Source organism: Planococcus donghaensis (genome assembly GCF_001687665.2).
Lineage (GTDB): Bacteria > Bacillota > Bacilli > Bacillales_A > Planococcaceae > Planococcus > Planococcus donghaensis.
The window spans coordinates 500,344-515,303 of record NZ_CP016543.2; the positions used below are offsets into that span (position 1 = coordinate 500,344).

At 40.3% G+C, this 14,960-nt stretch carries 16 protein-coding genes; 11 read left to right on the forward strand and 5 right to left on the reverse strand.

Translation table 11 applies throughout. The features are described 5' to 3' along the window. Positions 1–348: 348 nt before the first annotated feature. The 3 genes from BCM40_RS02605 to BCM40_RS02615 form a co-directional block, all read right to left on the reverse strand. The gene (locus BCM40_RS02605) at positions 349–2,736 is read right to left on the reverse strand and encodes a heavy metal translocating P-type ATPase (RefSeq protein ID WP_065527275.1); all 2,388 of its coding nucleotides are present in this window, start codon (positions 2,734–2,736) and stop codon (positions 349–351) included. A 78-nt stretch (positions 2,737–2,814) separates the two neighbouring features. Next, complete coding sequence (gene copZ, locus BCM40_RS02610; RefSeq protein WP_065527274.1) at positions 2,815–3,036, reverse strand: copper chaperone CopZ; 222 nt, start codon at positions 3,034–3,036, stop codon at positions 2,815–2,817. A gap of 16 nt (positions 3,037–3,052) precedes the next feature. Beyond that, positions 3,053–3,376: a metal-sensitive transcriptional regulator gene (locus tag BCM40_RS02615; protein WP_065527273.1), complete on the reverse strand. Its 324-nt coding sequence runs from the start codon at positions 3,374–3,376 to the stop codon at positions 3,053–3,055. 231 nt (positions 3,377–3,607) lie between these two features. On the opposite strand from BCM40_RS02615, the gene BCM40_RS16430 reads away from it, so the two are divergent. After that, positions 3,608–3,748: an Lmo0850 family protein gene (locus BCM40_RS16430; RefSeq protein ID WP_169818707.1), complete on the forward strand. Its 141-nt coding sequence runs from the start codon at positions 3,608–3,610 to the stop codon at positions 3,746–3,748. Positions 3,749–3,777: 29 nt separating this feature from the next. On the opposite strand, the gene BCM40_RS02620 is transcribed toward BCM40_RS16430, so the two are convergent. Next, positions 3,778–4,959, reverse strand: coding sequence for an FtsW/RodA/SpoVE family cell cycle protein (locus BCM40_RS02620; protein WP_065527272.1), 1,182 nt, complete (start codon positions 4,957–4,959; stop codon positions 3,778–3,780). Positions 4,960–5,118: 159 nt separating this feature from the next. On the opposite strand from BCM40_RS02620, the gene BCM40_RS02625 reads away from it, so the two are divergent. The 9 genes from BCM40_RS02625 (at position 5,119) to BCM40_RS02665 (ending at position 13,879) form a co-directional block, all read left to right on the forward strand. Beyond that, positions 5,119–5,889 carry a hypothetical protein gene (locus BCM40_RS02625; RefSeq protein ID WP_065527271.1) on the forward strand — a complete coding sequence of 257 codons (771 nt, stop codon included), beginning with the start codon at positions 5,119–5,121 and terminating at the stop codon, positions 5,887–5,889. Positions 5,890–5,976: 87 nt separating this feature from the next. Next, positions 5,977–6,324 carry a quaternary ammonium compound efflux SMR transporter SugE gene (sugE, locus tag BCM40_RS02630; protein WP_065527270.1) on the forward strand — a complete coding sequence of 116 codons (348 nt, stop codon included), beginning with the start codon at positions 5,977–5,979 and terminating at the stop codon, positions 6,322–6,324. Beyond that, a complete protein-coding gene (locus BCM40_RS02635; protein ID WP_065527760.1) occupies positions 6,324–6,641 on the forward strand; it encodes a DMT family transporter in 318 nt (105 codons plus the stop codon). The genes sugE and BCM40_RS02635 overlap by 1 nt, the downstream gene beginning before the upstream one ends. A 73-nt stretch (positions 6,642–6,714) precedes the next feature. Further along, positions 6,715–7,785, forward strand: a complete 1,071-nt coding sequence (locus tag BCM40_RS02640; protein WP_065527269.1) for a D-alanine--D-alanine ligase — start codon at positions 6,715–6,717, stop codon at positions 7,783–7,785. Positions 7,786–7,798: 13 nt separating this feature from the next. After that, positions 7,799–9,157: a UDP-N-acetylmuramoyl-tripeptide--D-alanyl-D-alanine ligase gene (locus BCM40_RS02645; RefSeq protein ID WP_065527268.1), complete on the forward strand. Its 1,359-nt coding sequence runs from the start codon at positions 7,799–7,801 to the stop codon at positions 9,155–9,157. Positions 9,158–9,196: 39 nt separating this feature from the next. After that, positions 9,197–9,895, forward strand: a complete 699-nt coding sequence (locus BCM40_RS02650) for an alpha/beta hydrolase (RefSeq protein WP_065527267.1) — start codon at positions 9,197–9,199, stop codon at positions 9,893–9,895. A gap of 334 nt (positions 9,896–10,229) precedes the next feature. Beyond that, positions 10,230–11,750, forward strand: coding sequence for a degradosome RNA helicase CshA (gene cshA, locus BCM40_RS02655; protein WP_008432406.1), 1,521 nt, complete (start codon positions 10,230–10,232; stop codon positions 11,748–11,750). A 145-nt stretch (positions 11,751–11,895) separates the two neighbouring features. After that, positions 11,896–12,375: a PH domain-containing protein gene (locus tag BCM40_RS02660; protein ID WP_065527266.1), complete on the forward strand. Its 480-nt coding sequence runs from the start codon at positions 11,896–11,898 to the stop codon at positions 12,373–12,375. Beyond that, complete coding sequence (locus BCM40_RS02665; RefSeq protein ID WP_065527759.1) at positions 12,368–13,879, forward strand: PH domain-containing protein; 1,512 nt, start codon at positions 12,368–12,370, stop codon at positions 13,877–13,879. Before BCM40_RS02660 ends, BCM40_RS02665 begins: the two co-directional genes overlap by 8 nt. 47 nt (positions 13,880–13,926) lie before the next feature. Here BCM40_RS02665 and BCM40_RS02670 read toward each other — a convergent pair whose 3' ends face one another. Further along, positions 13,927–14,535 carry a rhomboid family intramembrane serine protease gene (locus tag BCM40_RS02670; protein WP_065527265.1) on the reverse strand — a complete coding sequence of 203 codons (609 nt, stop codon included), beginning with the start codon at positions 14,533–14,535 and terminating at the stop codon, positions 13,927–13,929. Positions 14,536–14,603: 68 nt separating this feature from the next. Between BCM40_RS02670 and acpS the strand changes: the two genes are divergently transcribed. Then, complete coding sequence (gene acpS / locus BCM40_RS02675) at positions 14,604–14,957, forward strand: holo-ACP synthase (protein WP_065527264.1); 354 nt, start codon at positions 14,604–14,606, stop codon at positions 14,955–14,957. Positions 14,958–14,960: the final 3 nt, after the last annotated feature.

Below are 14,960 nucleotides of genomic sequence, written 5' to 3' on the forward strand. Positions count from 1 at the left end.
CTCCTGCGGGGTCTCATCACTTCGTTTTTCCGCTGGAGTCGCCACTGGCTGCTCCGAATCCTTTAGTGAGTAGAGAAAAATCTTTCCATAAGTTACTTTTAATATGAAGCGTATTAAAGGATCTCACTTTATTTGTAGCAAGAAGCCTTCAACTGGGCTGGTCCACGAAGACTCCTGTGGGACAGCGAAAGCTGAAGACCCCGCAGGAACGTCAGTGACGAGGAGGCTGAAGCTGAGCCCACGGAAAGCGAAGTGGCCAGCCCAGTTGGAAATTATGCATCACTATTCAGTTTAATAAGACTTTGTCTACACTCTAAGAGGACCATTTCTGGTCCTCTTAAAAAATAATTATTTATTTAATTTAACACGTTGTAAACGTAAGGCGTTCATGACAACTGATACGGAACTAAAGGCCATGGCAGCTCCTGCAAGCCAAGGGGCTAACAACCCAACTGCCGCAATCGGAATCCCGATTGTGTTATAAGCTAGTGCCCAGAACAAGTTTTGTTTGATATTTCGAACGGTTAATCGACTCATTTGAACTGCATCGACGACTCTCATTAAGTCACCTTGCATCAGCGTAATATCAGCAGCTTCCATGGCGATAGCTGTACCAGTACCCATCGCCATGCCGACATCGGCGCTCGCTAAAGCTGGCGCATCGTTTAAGCCATCTCCCGCCATAGCGACGTGTCTGCCTTGTCCTTGAAGCTTAACAACAACATCTGCCTTTTCTGCAGGTAAGACACCAGCAAAGACTTCGTCGATACCGACTTGTTTCGCAATGGCCATCGCTGTACGTTCTTGATCTCCTGTTAGCATGACCACATGCAATCCCATATCTTTCATTTCTTGAATGGCTTGTTTCGCCGTTTCTTTCACGGTATCAGCAACAGCCACAAGTCCACTGTAACGGCCGTCAACCGCAATGAACATAACCGTTTTGCCATCTTGTTCTAAAGCGGTAGCTTGCGCTTCATCGATGGCGAGGTCAGCCATTAAACGACGGTTGCCCATCACGACTTGACGATTATCCACTGTGGCACGAATACCATGACCGGGAACAGCTTCAAAAAGACTAACTGCTAAATTGGCTTCACCATAATCAGAGATGGCTTGTGCGACGGGATGTTCAGATTGATTTTCTGCGCTCGCCGCTAAGTTTTTTAATTCAGTTAAATCGACTTCGTCAGCCGGGATAAAGTCTGTAACGACAGGGCGACCATTTGTAATGGTGCCTGTTTTATCCAAAACAATCGTATCAATGTGTTTTGTGTTCTCAAGCGATTCAGCTGTTTTAAATAATACGCCTTGTTCAGCAGCGCGACCCGATCCTGCCATAATAGATGTCGGGGTTGCAAGTCCTAATGCACAAGGACATGCGATTACAAGAACGGCAATGGTACTTTCAAGTGCAGCCGGAAAGTTTCCGGGTGATACTAAAAAGTACCAGACGATAAACGTCACTATCGCAATTCCGACAACAACTGGAACGAAAATACTGGAAATTTGGTCAGCAAGTCGTTGAATCGGTGCTTTAGAGCCTTGTGCTTGTTCTACGACGCGGATGATGTTCGATAATACCGTATCTTTACCGATTTTGTCTGCGCGCACATGAAGCGACCCATTAGAATTGACGGTCGCTGCAAAAACAGCGTCGCCTGTCTTTTTATCTACTGGTAAACTCTCGCCCGTTAGCATCGATTCGTCTACTGCTGAATTACCCGAAAGAACTGCGGCGTCAACTGGGATAGAGGCACCGGGTTTAATAAGCAAAATGTCACCGGTTTTGACTTCTGAAATCGGCAAACTAATAAATTCATCTCCGCGTTCAACAAGTGCATGTTGAGGCTGTAATTTCATTAGCTTTTTAATGGCGTCAGAAGAACGGCCTTTTGCTCTAGCTTCAAATACTTTCCCTAAGATGATTAAGGTGATTAACACGGCACTTGTTTCGAAGTACAAGCCCATATTATGTCCTGAATTCCAATTAGAAAGAACTAAGTAAACACTGTAGAAATAGGCAGCTGATGTCCCGAGTGCTACTAACACGTCCATATTGGCTGATTTATTTTTTAAGGCAAAATAGGCACCTTTATAAAAAGAAGCACCAATAATAAATTGAACTGGGGTTGCTAATGTCCACTGAACAAGAGGGTTCATTAAAATCTCAGGCACATACATCCAAGATGTAAAAGAAAAGTGGCTGAACATGGTCCAAAGAAGCGGGAAGGATAACGCTGCGGAAATCCAGAACAAACGTGTTTTCTTTTTGATTTCTTGTTGTTTGTGATCCGTTGCTTCTTCGCTTTCTTGTTCTAAAATTGCGTCATAGCCAAGCGATTGAATGCGTTTCACAAAATCTTCAGGAGTAACAGTTCCGGGATTGTAAGAAACGTGTCCTGTTTCCATCGCCAAATTCACATTGGCTAGTTGAACACCATCCATTTTGTTTAATACTTTTTCAATACGTGCAGAACAATTGGCGCAAGTCATGCCTTGGATGGAAAAATCAACTTCTTCTTGCTGCACCCCATACCCTAATTGTTCGATTTTGTTTTGTACTTCTGTCATTGATGCTTGATCGCTATCAAAGACGACATTGGCCTTTTCTGTAGCAAAATTAACGGTTGCTTCTGAGACGCCAGGCAATTTTTGAAGCCCTTTTTCTACGCGATTTGCGCACGCCGCACAAGTCATTCCTGTAATTGCTACTTCAGCTTGTTTTGTGCTCATCGTAATCCCACCTTTTTAATGAAGATATATACCTATAGGGGGTATGGATTGTTGAAAAAAATAACCGCGTTTCCGCAGTTATTCACTTAAAGTCGCAACATCATATCCTTGATCTTCGATTGCTTCAGCAATTTGACCAACATCTACTGCGGAAGCGTCGTATGCCACGTCGACAGAATTAGTTGCTAAAGATACTTCTACTTTTTCGATTCCTGGTAAAGCCATAACGCTTTCTTCTACAGACTTCACACAATGTTGACAAGACATGCCGCTTACTTGTAAGTTGATTTGTTCTTTCATAAAAAATTCCTCCTCATTATTTACGCATCATTTTTTGGATAGTGACTAGCAGTTCGTCTAACACTTCTTCTTCGCCATTTTCAAGGCGGTCTTTGACGCAACCTTTTAAATGACCTTCTAACAACACCTTTGTTACGCTATTTAAAGCGGATTGGGTTGCTGCTAGTTGAGTGATAATATCATCACAGTAAACGTCTTTTTCCACCATACCTTTTATACCGCGGATTTGACCTTCGACACGGCTGAGTCGATTGGTTAAATCTCTTTTTACAGAGAGAGGGTGGTGGCTTTTACGGCAACTAGTATCGGTTACTAAGGTGTCTTCGATTAATTCGCTCATCTGAAGATTCTCCCCTCATGATTCTGACTATAATATACCTCTATAGGGTATGCAAATCAATTGATTAACCTTTTCTTCACAATTGTCATCAAAATGATAAGTTTAAAATTCTGAAATGATGGTATTATATACATAGACATAGAAAAGTCAACAATCAGCGTCTTACAAATGGAACATAGCAAGTTGAAATACGTTTATATATGTAACGAATAAGATAAAGAGGTGATCTGGATGGCGAAAAACGTAGATGTTCGCAAAATTGTTTCAAATTTATCGAAACTTGGAATCCAAGCAAAAATCACAAAATCTCGTGTCGAATTAATAAAAGCGCTAGCGTTACCACAACCGGTTCAAACACAATCGCAACAATAAAAGACTCTGGCGTAATCCGCCAGAGTCTTTTATTTTTTGTTTTTATCGAACATATAGGTCTTATGATGAAATTTCATACTAAAAACAATTCCGAGTGCCAGCATATTGCCGATTAATGAGCTCCCACCGTAACTAATAAAAGGTAACGGAATTCCGGTAATTGGCAACAGTTGAATGGTCATGCCGATATTTTGAAATACGTGGAATGTAACCATGGCAATAATACCTGCGCATACATACGTACTGAATGTATCTTTAAATTGCAATGTGATTTTAGTTAAATGGTATATCAACATGAAAAACAAGATGATTACAGCGCTAGCACCGATAAAACCAAAGTCTTCCGATATAACGGTGAAGATAAAGTCGGTGTGATTTTCAGGGACGTAAACTTGACGTCCTTGGTACCCTTTACCAAAAACTTCTCCAGAACCGATTGCGTTCATAGCAGCAATTAAATTATATCCGCCAGATTCTGCATAGGAGTAAGGGTCCAACCATGTGTAAATACGTTCGAACATATAAGGTTTTAATCCGAAAGCGCTAGAAAGAAAATCCTGTGCGTTAATCGTCATCCATAATAACGTTGCTCCAATTACAGCGACCCCTCCGAAACTTGGAACAATAATTTTCCACGTGATCCCTGAAACTACCACAACTGCTAAAGTAATTGCGATAAAAACAAGTGCAGTTCCTAAGTCGGGTTGCAATAAGATAAAACCAAGAGGAATGGCAATACACACACCAATTTTACCGAGCAAGTAAAAATCGGATTTCAGTGTCTTTATTAAATAATGTTCATGGTGAGAAGAAATCATTTTGGCCAATGCTAATATATAGAAGGTTTTCATAAATTCGGCTGGCTGAATGTTAACAAATGGCGTGTGAAACCAAGCTTTAGCACCGTTAACGGGTTCAGCTATTTGACCGACCCCATCGGGTGCAATCATTAATAGAATGAGTAAAAGAATACCGAATCCATATAGATAATAAGCCATCTTTTTATATTGTTCAGGATCAAAATACATAAGAACAGCAATCATCATAACAGAAATGATGTAAAATAGAGCTTGTCTCGGAACAAAATTCGTTAAATACTGACCGGAAGTTTGAGCAGAAGAAATAGCGACCAAACTGACGATAAAAAACAGAAATAAGATGAAAGCTAGCGACCAATCAATTCGGTCGGTAAAGCTTTTATTAGTTTGCATGTGATTCCACCTGTACTTTTTATTATTATGAGTCGGAATATATTATAACGTATATATCTGTAATATGCGCATGACAAAAGTAATGACGCTTTTGGAGTATGGATGTTTCATATTTCTCCTTTTTGGTCGTATAATAAGAAGTGGAATGGAGTGGGGGAAATGGAAAGAAAACCGTTGCACACAGATGCATACATACAGCATTTATATATATATTTAAACGAGTCTGATCAATTTGCTTTATTTAGTGGCCTGACCTTTGCCCATTTTTTGGATGCGATGAAATTACCTAAAAATTTGTTGTTATTAAAGCATCCATATGAAGAGGCTTCTTTTAATATGCATACTCATATGGAGTTTGCGACCCAAGAAGATTTTGGGCAATTGAGAAAAGCTCGCGCCAATAAAAAAAGCGAATTTTGTTGGGTTGATTTTAAAAGTGAAAAGCAATTAAACTCCTTGACGCCTCAGGAACAAGCAGAATTACTATACATTGGTCATAAGAAAGAACCAGTTAAGACGCCGTTTTTTTCTACGCTACAAAATGAGTTTGTTTATTTATCTAGCGAAGAGGAAGAAACAACAAAAATATATTTCCGTAAATTAGATCGTCTAAATGAGCTTGTCGGGAATTACTTTACGTATTTGATCCGCCGAGAGGGGAATGGGCAAAATTTTTGGAGACGGAAATCGAAAGACTTAATCCCGGAACTGCCTGCTGAAATTCTTCAGTCGTTAAAAAAGAATTACCGTGAAGGGGTTCTAATCTCATTAGCAGACCCAGAAAAAACAAAAAACACGATCGAATTACATGTTCGTTTAGTAGAAGAAATTTCTTTTTTAGATGAATTTTGGTCTGATATTGAAGAGTACACAAAACAAGGGATTTCCCGAAAGATAATTTACGATAGAAAACAAAAAGTGTGGAAATGATACCTGGTAGCGGGTATCATTTTTTTCGGACTAGCTTTTAATTTGGTTAACGAACGAGGTAAATTTAGTAAGGAAGAAGGAGATTGCATGGCATGGATTCTTCTAGTGATTGCAGGGATGACAGAAATTGTATGGGCAATCGGTCTGAAACTTGCAGATGGCTTTACGAATTTTGTTCCTTCACTTGTAACATTAATTTTTATCGTTATTAGCTTTATGTTGTTTGCTTTCGCAATGAAGACAATTCCGATCGGCACAGCTTATGCAGTATTTACAGGGATTGGTGCAGCAGGTACGGCGATTCTTGGAATCTTATTATTTAATGAAACGGCCAGTTTAGAAAAAATATTCTTTTTGAGTTTATTGCTAGTTGGCATTATTGGGTTAAAAGTCTTGGATGGAAAAGAACCTTCTCGTAAAGAAGTGAGCTCATGATGGCGTGGTTGATTTTAATCGTTGCGGGGATATTTGAAGTAGTATTTGTTACGACGATGAAATTATCCGAAGGCTTCAAAAAGAAACGTTATGCAGTTTTGACGATTGTTTCCGGAGCGCTTAGTTTTTATTTATTATCGCTAGCGTTAACAACCATTGCGCTAGGAACAGGATATGCGGTATGGACGGGCATTGGTGCAGCAGGTAGTGTGTTGGTCGGCATGATTTTCTTTAAGGAAAGTAGACAGCTGGCCAAATTGTTTTTCCTATCCTGCATTATTGTTGGAGTGTCTGGATTGAAAATATTTGGTGGCTGATATGAAAAAATTATTAGTCAATGCAGGTTCGTGATAAACTAAGCAATAAGGATAATGAAATGAGGTTTCTTAAATGAAAAAAAAGATTGGTTTATTATATGGAGGCAAATCAGCCGAGCATGAAGTTTCTTTGTCTACAGCCTTAGCGGTGACAAAGGCAATTGATTTTAGTGTGTATGAAGTTTATCCAATTTACATCACGCAAGATGGCGAGTGGAGAAAAGGGCAGCGTCTCGAAGAATCTGCGAAAACAATCGAACAGCTTCAACTAACAGCAGGATCTGGAAAGTCGAATGATATTTCTAGCTTTCTTCCTGCACAACCGAGTGATGCGTTAGATGTGATCATTCCGCTACTTCACGGACCGAACGGAGAAGACGGAACAGTTCAAGGTTTGCTTGAAGTGATGAACATACCGTATGTAGGAAATGGAGTATTAGCTTCATCAGCAGGGATGGACAAAGTAGTAATGAAACAATTGTTCCAGCAAGCAGGTTTAGAACAAACGCCATATGTGTATTTTATAAGAAGAGACTGGGATAAAAATCAGGGCTTCTGGTTAAATAAAATAGAAGCAGAACTTGTATGGCCGGTTTTTGTTAAACCTGCCAATTTAGGGTCGAGCGTAGGCATTAGCAAAGCAGATAATCGCGAAGAACTGATTGCTGCTGTAAAAGAAGCGTTGAAATTTGATCGCAAAATTGTTATTGAACAAGGGGTCGTTGCACGAGAAATCGAAGTGGGTGTTCTCGGGAATGATGAGCCGGAATGTTCAGTAGCAGGAGAAATCAAGCCACTAAAGGCATTTTATGATTATCAAGCGAAATACAAAGATGGTAATACCGCAATGATTATTCCAGCAGAATTAGATGAAGCAGTTTATGCGAAATTACAAGCAGACGCTAAAAAAGCATTTAAAATTTTGGATTGTTCAGGACTTGTGCGAGCAGACTTTTTTGTCACAGCAACCAACGAAATCTTGATCAATGAAGTGAATACATTGCCTGGATTTACACCTTTTAGCATGTTCCCGTTATTGTGGGAGCATACAGGCTTGCCGTACCCAGAACTAATTGAACGGCTTATTACGTTAGCAATCGAACGACACGAAGAAAAGCAGTTACTGCAAGTTAAAATAGATTGAGTGGAGAAGCCAAATGAAAAAACAGATTGAACAAGTAGCCAAATGGCTGGATATCAAAACTAATTTAAAAGGCATTGACATCACGGGAGTCTCAATTAATACGAGAACGCTCAAGCCAGGTGATTTGTTTATCCCTTTTCGTGGTGAAAATGTAAATGGACACAAGTATGTCCGTTCAGCGATCGAGTTAGGTGCGTCTGCTTCTTTATGGCAGCGCGATGAACCGGGAGCACCAGAAGATTTGCCATTACTTTTTGTAGATGATTGCGAAGTGGCTTTGCAAGAAATGGCTCGTGCTTATCGCGATGAACTATCAGCAATGGTGATTGGGATCACGGGATCTAACGGCAAGACATCAACTAAAGACTTAGTGGCGAGTGTGTTGAAACCTTATTTCAAAGTGCAAAAAACACCAGGTAATTTTAATAACCAATTGGGTTTACCTTTGACGATTTTGTCTTTAGAAGAAGATACAAAAGTTGCTGTTTTAGAAATGGGCATGAGTGGTAGAGGGCAGATTGAATTTTTGTCCGAGCTAGCACGTCCGGATTATGCGATTATTACGAATATCGGAGAAGCACATTTGCAAGACTTAGGCTCGCGCGAAGCAATTGCTGAAGCGAAGTTTGAAATTACTGCAGGTCTCCAACAACACGGCAAACTTTTTTACGATGGAGACGAACCGTTGTTACAACCGTTTATGGAAACTTTTCCTCAAGGTGTTTCTTTCGGGTTCGATGACAATAACGAACTAACAGTAACAGACATTAAAGCTACTGAAAGTGGCAGTAGCTTTATGGTGAGTGGCATTATAGATGCCGCATTTACCATTCCGGTATTAGGTGAACACCAAGTGAAAAACACATTGGCTGCTATATTGGTAGCTCTTGAAGCAGGATTGTCTGAAGAGCAAATTCGTAGATCTTTAAAAGATGCGGCATTAACCGATATGCGTATGCAAATGATTCAATCAGACAATGGCGCGATTTTCATCAACGATGCTTACAATGCAGCTCCTTCATCGATGAATGCAGCACTGAATTTTATTCGTGAAACAACGATGAAAGATAAAAAGTGGGTTGTATTGGGCGACATGCTTGAACTCGGAGACGACGAGCAAAGTTATCACGAAGCGTTAAGCAAATGCATTTCTGACAATTTGGTAGGTGTTTGTTTATATGGGCCGCGTATGAAGTGGCTTTACGATAAATTGCAACCAACATACGGTGGCAAGTTGTTGTGGAGTGAAGCGGATTATGGTCCAATTATCGATTTGTTGAAAAAGCACACAAACAAAGACTCGGTTATTTTAGTGAAGGGCTCTCGTGGCATGGCATTGGAAAATGTTATCGCTCCGTTTGTTAATGAATAGAAGTTTTAAAGCAGTTGCTAGCAGAAAGAAGGAACCGATTTGAAAACCGGCGTACTATGTATTCATGGTTTTACTGGAGGTCCATTTGAAGTAGAGCCATTTGCCGATTTTTTAATCGAGCAAACTGATTGGATTGTGGAAATTCCGACACTGCCCGGACATGGTGAAAAGCTTGCCTTAAAAAACATTACTGCTGAAAGTTGGATGATGGAAGCCGAGTTAGCTTTAAAAAGGTTAAAAAAGTCGACAGACCGCATCATCATCGTGGGCTTTTCAATGGGTGGCTTAATTGCCATGTATTTAGCGATGCGCTATAAAATTGATCGCTTAGTTTTGTTGAGCGCGGCTGCTAAATACATTAGCCCGGTGCAAATGTTTAAAGAAGTGCAAGAGGCGGTAAAAGACGCGGTGTCGGGAAAAATAACAGAAAATGCGCTTTACCACCTTTATGAATACAAGCTAACCAATACGCCCGTCAGCTCGACAGTTGAATTTTTGCGAGTCGTAAAAATGGTCGAACCTTATTACGATAAGATCAAAGTTCCGGTATGTATTGTGCAAGGAGAAAAAGACGGCATTGTGCCCGTTTCTGCAGCAGACTTTATTTATAATCAAATTGGCTCGGAAGAAAAACGCTTGATTCGTTCAGAAAAAGGCAAGCATTTAATCTGTTATAGTGAAGACAGTGAAGAATGGTTTAGGGAAGTTTTTACGTTTATGAATAAAGGCATAGAGTAAACTGATTATTAGAACCTTTGCGTATTGATTGCAAATGGAAAAAAAACATGTTATTCTTTTGAGAGCAATGGATACATTTTTGAAACACTCTTCCCTGTGAAGAGTATTTTTTTGAGCAAAACGGTTTGTTCTATAGATAGGGCATCAAACACCCGCCGATCAGACCGCTCGGCAAAGCCCGAGCTTTTCCTGTTCACACATCCCCTCTGACTTAAAACTACAGAGTATGATTTTCGACGTGAAACTTCCTCATAAAGGCTCGACCTTGTCACTAATTCATCTAAAATGTACACCATTTGTAAATCAGATGAAGACAAAAGGAGATTGAAAAAATTTGGTAAAATTTTCAGAGTTAAATATTAGCGAAACAACTTTAAAGTCCGTAAAACGCATGGGGTTTGAAGAAGCAACACCGATTCAAGAGGGTACAATCCGTCTTGGTATGGAAGGTAAAGACATCATTGGACAAGCGCAAACTGGTACTGGTAAAACTACAGCTTTCGGTATTCCTTTGATTGAAAAAATTGACACTAAAGATGGTAATGTTCAAGGATTAATCATCGCACCAACACGCGAATTGGCAATCCAAGTTTCAGAAGAACTTTACAGACTGGGTCAAGATAAAAACGTACGTATTCTTTCAGTATACGGCGGCCAAGAAATTAGCCGACAAATCCGTGCACTTAAAAACCGTCCGCAAATTATCGTTGGTACTCCAGGACGTCTATTAGACCATATCAACCGTCGTACGCTTAAATTGGACAATGTAAACACATTAATCCTTGATGAAGCAGACGAAATGTTGAACATGGGCTTTATCGAAGACATTCAAACAATTATGGCAAGTGTTCCTGATACTCGTCAAACATTGTTATTCTCAGCAACTATGCCGGATGCAATCCGCCGTATTGCAGAGAAATTCATGAAAACTCCAGAAATCGTTAAAATCAAATCAAAAGAAATGACTGTTGAAAACATTGAGCAGTTCTACGTGAAATCTGTAGAGCGCGAGAAATTTGATTTCCTTTCACGTCTTTTGAATGTTCAACAACCGGAACTTGCGATCGTTTTCGGACGTACAAAGCGCCGTGTTGACGAATTAGCAAAAGCTTTAAATATCCGCGGTTACCTTGCTGAAGGTATTCACGGTGATTTAAGCCAAGCAAAACGTATGTCAGTTTTAAAACAATTTAAAGCAGGCAAAATCGATATTTTAGTTGCAACAGACGTAGCAGCTCGCGGACTTGATATCTCAGGCGTATCACACGTATACAACTTTGATATTCCACAAGATCCTGAAAGCTATGTTCACCGTATCGGCCGTACTGGTCGTGCAGGTAAAAAAGGAGTCGCAGTAACGTTTGTAACACCACGTGAAATGGGCTACTTGAGCATCGTTGAACGCACAACTAAGAAAAAAATGGAAGCATTGGTACCTCCAACTGCGAACGAAGCTGTACTTGGCCAAAAACGCGTTGCTATGGAACAATTGCTTGAAATGACAGAGAAAAACAATCTTGGCGATTACCGCGACTTCGCGACGCAAATGCTTGAAAAGCATGATGCGGTCGACTTGATTGCAGCAGCTCTTAAAACAATGACTAAAGAGCCGGAAGATATTCCAGTTTCTATTTCCGAAGAACGTCCTTTGCCATCACGCGGAGGCGGCGGATATAAAGGTAAAGGCGGCGGCGGACGCAGTGGCGGAGGCGGCGGTTACAAAGGTAACCGTTCATCAGGTTCATCTCGTCCATCATCATCTAGCCGTGGAGCAAGCTCAGGCGCAAGCCGACGTCGTGAAGGCGGAAGCGGTGGCGGACGTCCAGGACGTACGACTCGTCGTAGCGAATCTTAATACCGATTAATTGAAAGGGCGTACGCAAAACAGGAAACTGTTTAGCGTACGTCCTTTTTTGCTGTGTGAATATCAGTTACAATGAAGTGAAACATTGTGATGAGTAAATCGTATAATGTGTAAGTAGACGATTGGAGAGAAGTAAATGGATAACCAACCGAAAAATCAAATTTCACGTAAAGGCTTAACCGTCTGGCGTGTTTACGGCAGTATGGAAACAGCGGTTATTGCGTTACTAGCGATAGGAGCAGGGGTTTTAACTTATTTTTTTGACTGGCCACAATGGCTTTATGCGATTTATGGAGCGGTTGTTTTGCTATTCGGCATCGTGCTGATTTTTTGGTTTCCGAAAATTCGGTGGCAACGTTGGCGTTATGAAGTAAGAGAACACGAAATCGAACTGCAACATGGCTTGTTTATCGTTACCCGTACATTGGTGCCGATGGTACGAGTTCAACACGTTGACACGGAACAAGGACCCATTTTAAGAAAGTATGACTTAGCGGAAATTTCTATTTCAACCGCTGCGACCACTCATACAATTCCGGCTTTGGTTACAGCAGAAGCAGATGAGTTAAGAGCGAGAATTTCTGTATTGGCAAGGGTGGCGGAAGATGATGTATGAGGGACGTTATAAACTGCATCCAATTTCGGCGTTTTTGAACTTTATTAAAGGGATGAAGGAATTGCTTCTCCCATTTATTATTATTTTTGGCGTCAACATCTTTAGAGGTGATGGCATCAGTTCGATGTTTGATCAAGGCTGGCAAGGGATGATTCCATTAATTGTCGGTGGAGCGGTGTTGTTATTCTTGTTGATTGCGGGAATTATCAAATGGAAACGGTTTGTTTACTGGTTTGAAGATGGAGAACTGCGTATTGAATACGGTTTGTTTGTAAAGAAAAAAAGGTACATACCATTCGAGCGAATTCAAAGTTTAAATTATGCAGAAGGCATTTTTCATCGACCGCTTGGGTTAGTGAAAGTGAAAGTTGAAACAGCAGGTTCTGGAAAAATTGGCCAAGCAGAAGCTGAATTGACGGCCATTTCAAGAGAAGATGCAGATCGTATTGAAAAAGAAATGGAAAAGGCCAAACATCAACTTTCACGAGAAGCAGCCCCGGTTATGGGGCCGATAGAGTTTGTTGAAACACCCGTTAAAAAAGCGGCCAAAACGCTTTATCGTATGTCTATGAAAGAACTACTTATTCTTGCGACAACTTCTAGCGGAATTGGCGTTGTCATTTCAGCTGTAGCAATTTTTCTTTCTCAGTTTTCTGAGTTTATCCCGTACGATGCGGTTTACGAAGAAATTCTCTTATTTTTACGTTTTGGTGCACTGATTGTTGCGCTAACCATCTTTGTTGTTTTAGTAGTGGCATGGGTTATTTCGGTTATAATGACGATTGTGGCGAATTACCAATTTACGATTCAATACGATGAAGATCGAATTTATATTACTAGAGGCTTATTAGAGAAAAAGAAAGTTTCCATCCCGTTAAAACGTGTGCAAGGAATTAAAATAAGTCAAAATCCATTGCGAGAGCTATTTGGCTATGCGACAGTTGTAGTTGAAAGTGCAGGGGGATCAGTGGGAGACAAGGATGAAAAAATCCGTCTATTTCCTTTAGTGAAAAAAACTCGGATGTTGCCCATACTAGAAGAATTGTTTCCTGAGTTAGAATGGAATCCTGCATTAATTAAAGCGCCAAAGCGCAGCATTCATTTTTTCTATCGCTTAGACTTAGTTTGGCTTGCCCCTGTATTTGCGGCAGTAGGGTATTTCTTTTACCCGTATGGTTTGTTGGCGCTAATAATTGTGCCAATTGTAGTTTTGATTGGCGTTTGGCAACATCGAACTGTAGGTTATGCACTTAACGAAAGACAATTAACTGCTCAATTTAGAGGGGTTAGCAAACATCGCTATTTTATATTAAAAAAACGAATTCAAGTTGTTCAAGTGACCCAAAGTTATTTTCAACGGCGCAAAGAAATTTCTTCAATTCACGCGACGATTAAATCAGGCATGATGGGTGCCACAGCAACAATTCTTCATATGGAGAAAGAAGACGCTAGTCAGATTTTAGCTTGGTACAAACCACTTGGGACAAAGGACCGGTCGAGTTAAAAAATCAGGTATAAAAAAAGACGGCCGGATATGAAATCCGGCTGTCTTTATTTTTTAGCTCGCCAGCTAACAATGCGTTTGGGATGAAAATAACTAAGCCCGATTAAGAACCCAGTAATCATTCCGGCGATATGTGCAGTCACGTTGACGTTTGGTGTTAAGAAAGTCATAACTATACTAATAACGATAATTGGGAGTATAATTTGTTTAAGTTGGGGTAAAGCGCGTCCCCCATAATACACCAATGCGCCAAATGCACCAAAAACACCAAAAATGGCACCACTTGCTCCGACGTGAGAATAATCGAGTGGCTGAAGAAAATAAGTAGCTGCTGAAGCAAAAAAGCCCGCTAACAAGTAAATCGTAGTAAAACGAACTTTGCCGGTTAACCGCTCTAACTCAGGTCCAAAAAGGAACAAGGAGAACATATTAAACAGCAAGTGCATCACTCCGCTATGCAAGAACATGGGGGTGAAAAAGCGCCACCATTGACCTTCTGCAATGTAAAAATTAGAACCTACGCCATAAAAGTAAATCCATTGACCAAGAAAAGGTAACCATATCAGTACATAGACCAACAGATTAAGAGCGATCAAAGTGGAGACAACTGGATACATACGCAGGTATTGTTTAAAGCTTTCTGTTCGAATAAACATTTTGTCACCTCTATTTCATACGTTTTATTATACCTGTTACCTGTTTGCGATTGAAAGGAGAAACATTTATGATTACAGGAATTGGGCTGGATATTGTTGAAATTTCAAGAATCCGCCGGTTGGATACCAAATCACCAAAATTTCGAGCTCGTGTATTAACCATAAACGAGCAAGCTGAATACGATCGATTAACAGAAGGAAGAAAAATTGAATTCCTTGCGGGGCGCTTTGCGGCGAAAGAAGCATTTTCCAAAGCAAAAGGCACTGGCATTGGCAGTGAATGTTCTTTTCAAGATATCGAAGTTAGAAAAGATGCCAAAGGCAAACCCACTATTTACTTTTGTGGAGCTGAAATAGGGTTAGTATCGATTACACATTCAAAAGAATTTGCAGCAGCACAAGTTCTTTTGCAAACAATATAATTG

Coding starts and splice junctions, on each gene's coding strand:
- BCM40_RS02605 (WP_065527275.1), bottom strand. CDS start 2,736: ATGAGCACAAAACAAGCTGAAGTAGCAATTACAGGAATGACTTGTGCG.
- copZ (WP_065527274.1), bottom strand. CDS start 3,036: ATGAAAGAACAAATCAACTTACAAGTAAGCGGCATGTCTTGTCAACAT.
- BCM40_RS02615 (WP_065527273.1), bottom strand. CDS start 3,376: ATGAGCGAATTAATCGAAGACACCTTAGTAACCGATACTAGTTGCCGT.
- BCM40_RS16430 (WP_169818707.1), top strand. CDS start 3,608: ATGGCGAAAAACGTAGATGTTCGCAAAATTGTTTCAAATTTATCGAAA.
- BCM40_RS02620 (WP_065527272.1), bottom strand. CDS start 4,959: ATGCAAACTAATAAAAGCTTTACCGACCGAATTGATTGGTCGCTAGCT.
- BCM40_RS02625 (WP_065527271.1), top strand. CDS start 5,119: ATGGAAAGAAAACCGTTGCACACAGATGCATACATACAGCATTTATAT.
- sugE (WP_065527270.1), top strand. CDS start 5,977: ATGGCATGGATTCTTCTAGTGATTGCAGGGATGACAGAAATTGTATGG.
- BCM40_RS02635 (WP_065527760.1), top strand. CDS start 6,324: ATGGCGTGGTTGATTTTAATCGTTGCGGGGATATTTGAAGTAGTATTT.
- BCM40_RS02640 (WP_065527269.1), top strand. CDS start 6,715: ATGAAAAAAAAGATTGGTTTATTATATGGAGGCAAATCAGCCGAGCAT.
- BCM40_RS02645 (WP_065527268.1), top strand. CDS start 7,799: ATGAAAAAACAGATTGAACAAGTAGCCAAATGGCTGGATATCAAAACT.
- BCM40_RS02660 (WP_065527266.1), top strand. CDS start 11,896: ATGGATAACCAACCGAAAAATCAAATTTCACGTAAAGGCTTAACCGTC.
- BCM40_RS02665 (WP_065527759.1), top strand. CDS start 12,368: ATGTATGAGGGACGTTATAAACTGCATCCAATTTCGGCGTTTTTGAAC.
- BCM40_RS02670 (WP_065527265.1), bottom strand. CDS start 14,535: ATGTTTATTCGAACAGAAAGCTTTAAACAATACCTGCGTATGTATCCA.
- acpS (WP_065527264.1), top strand. CDS start 14,604: ATGATTACAGGAATTGGGCTGGATATTGTTGAAATTTCAAGAATCCGC.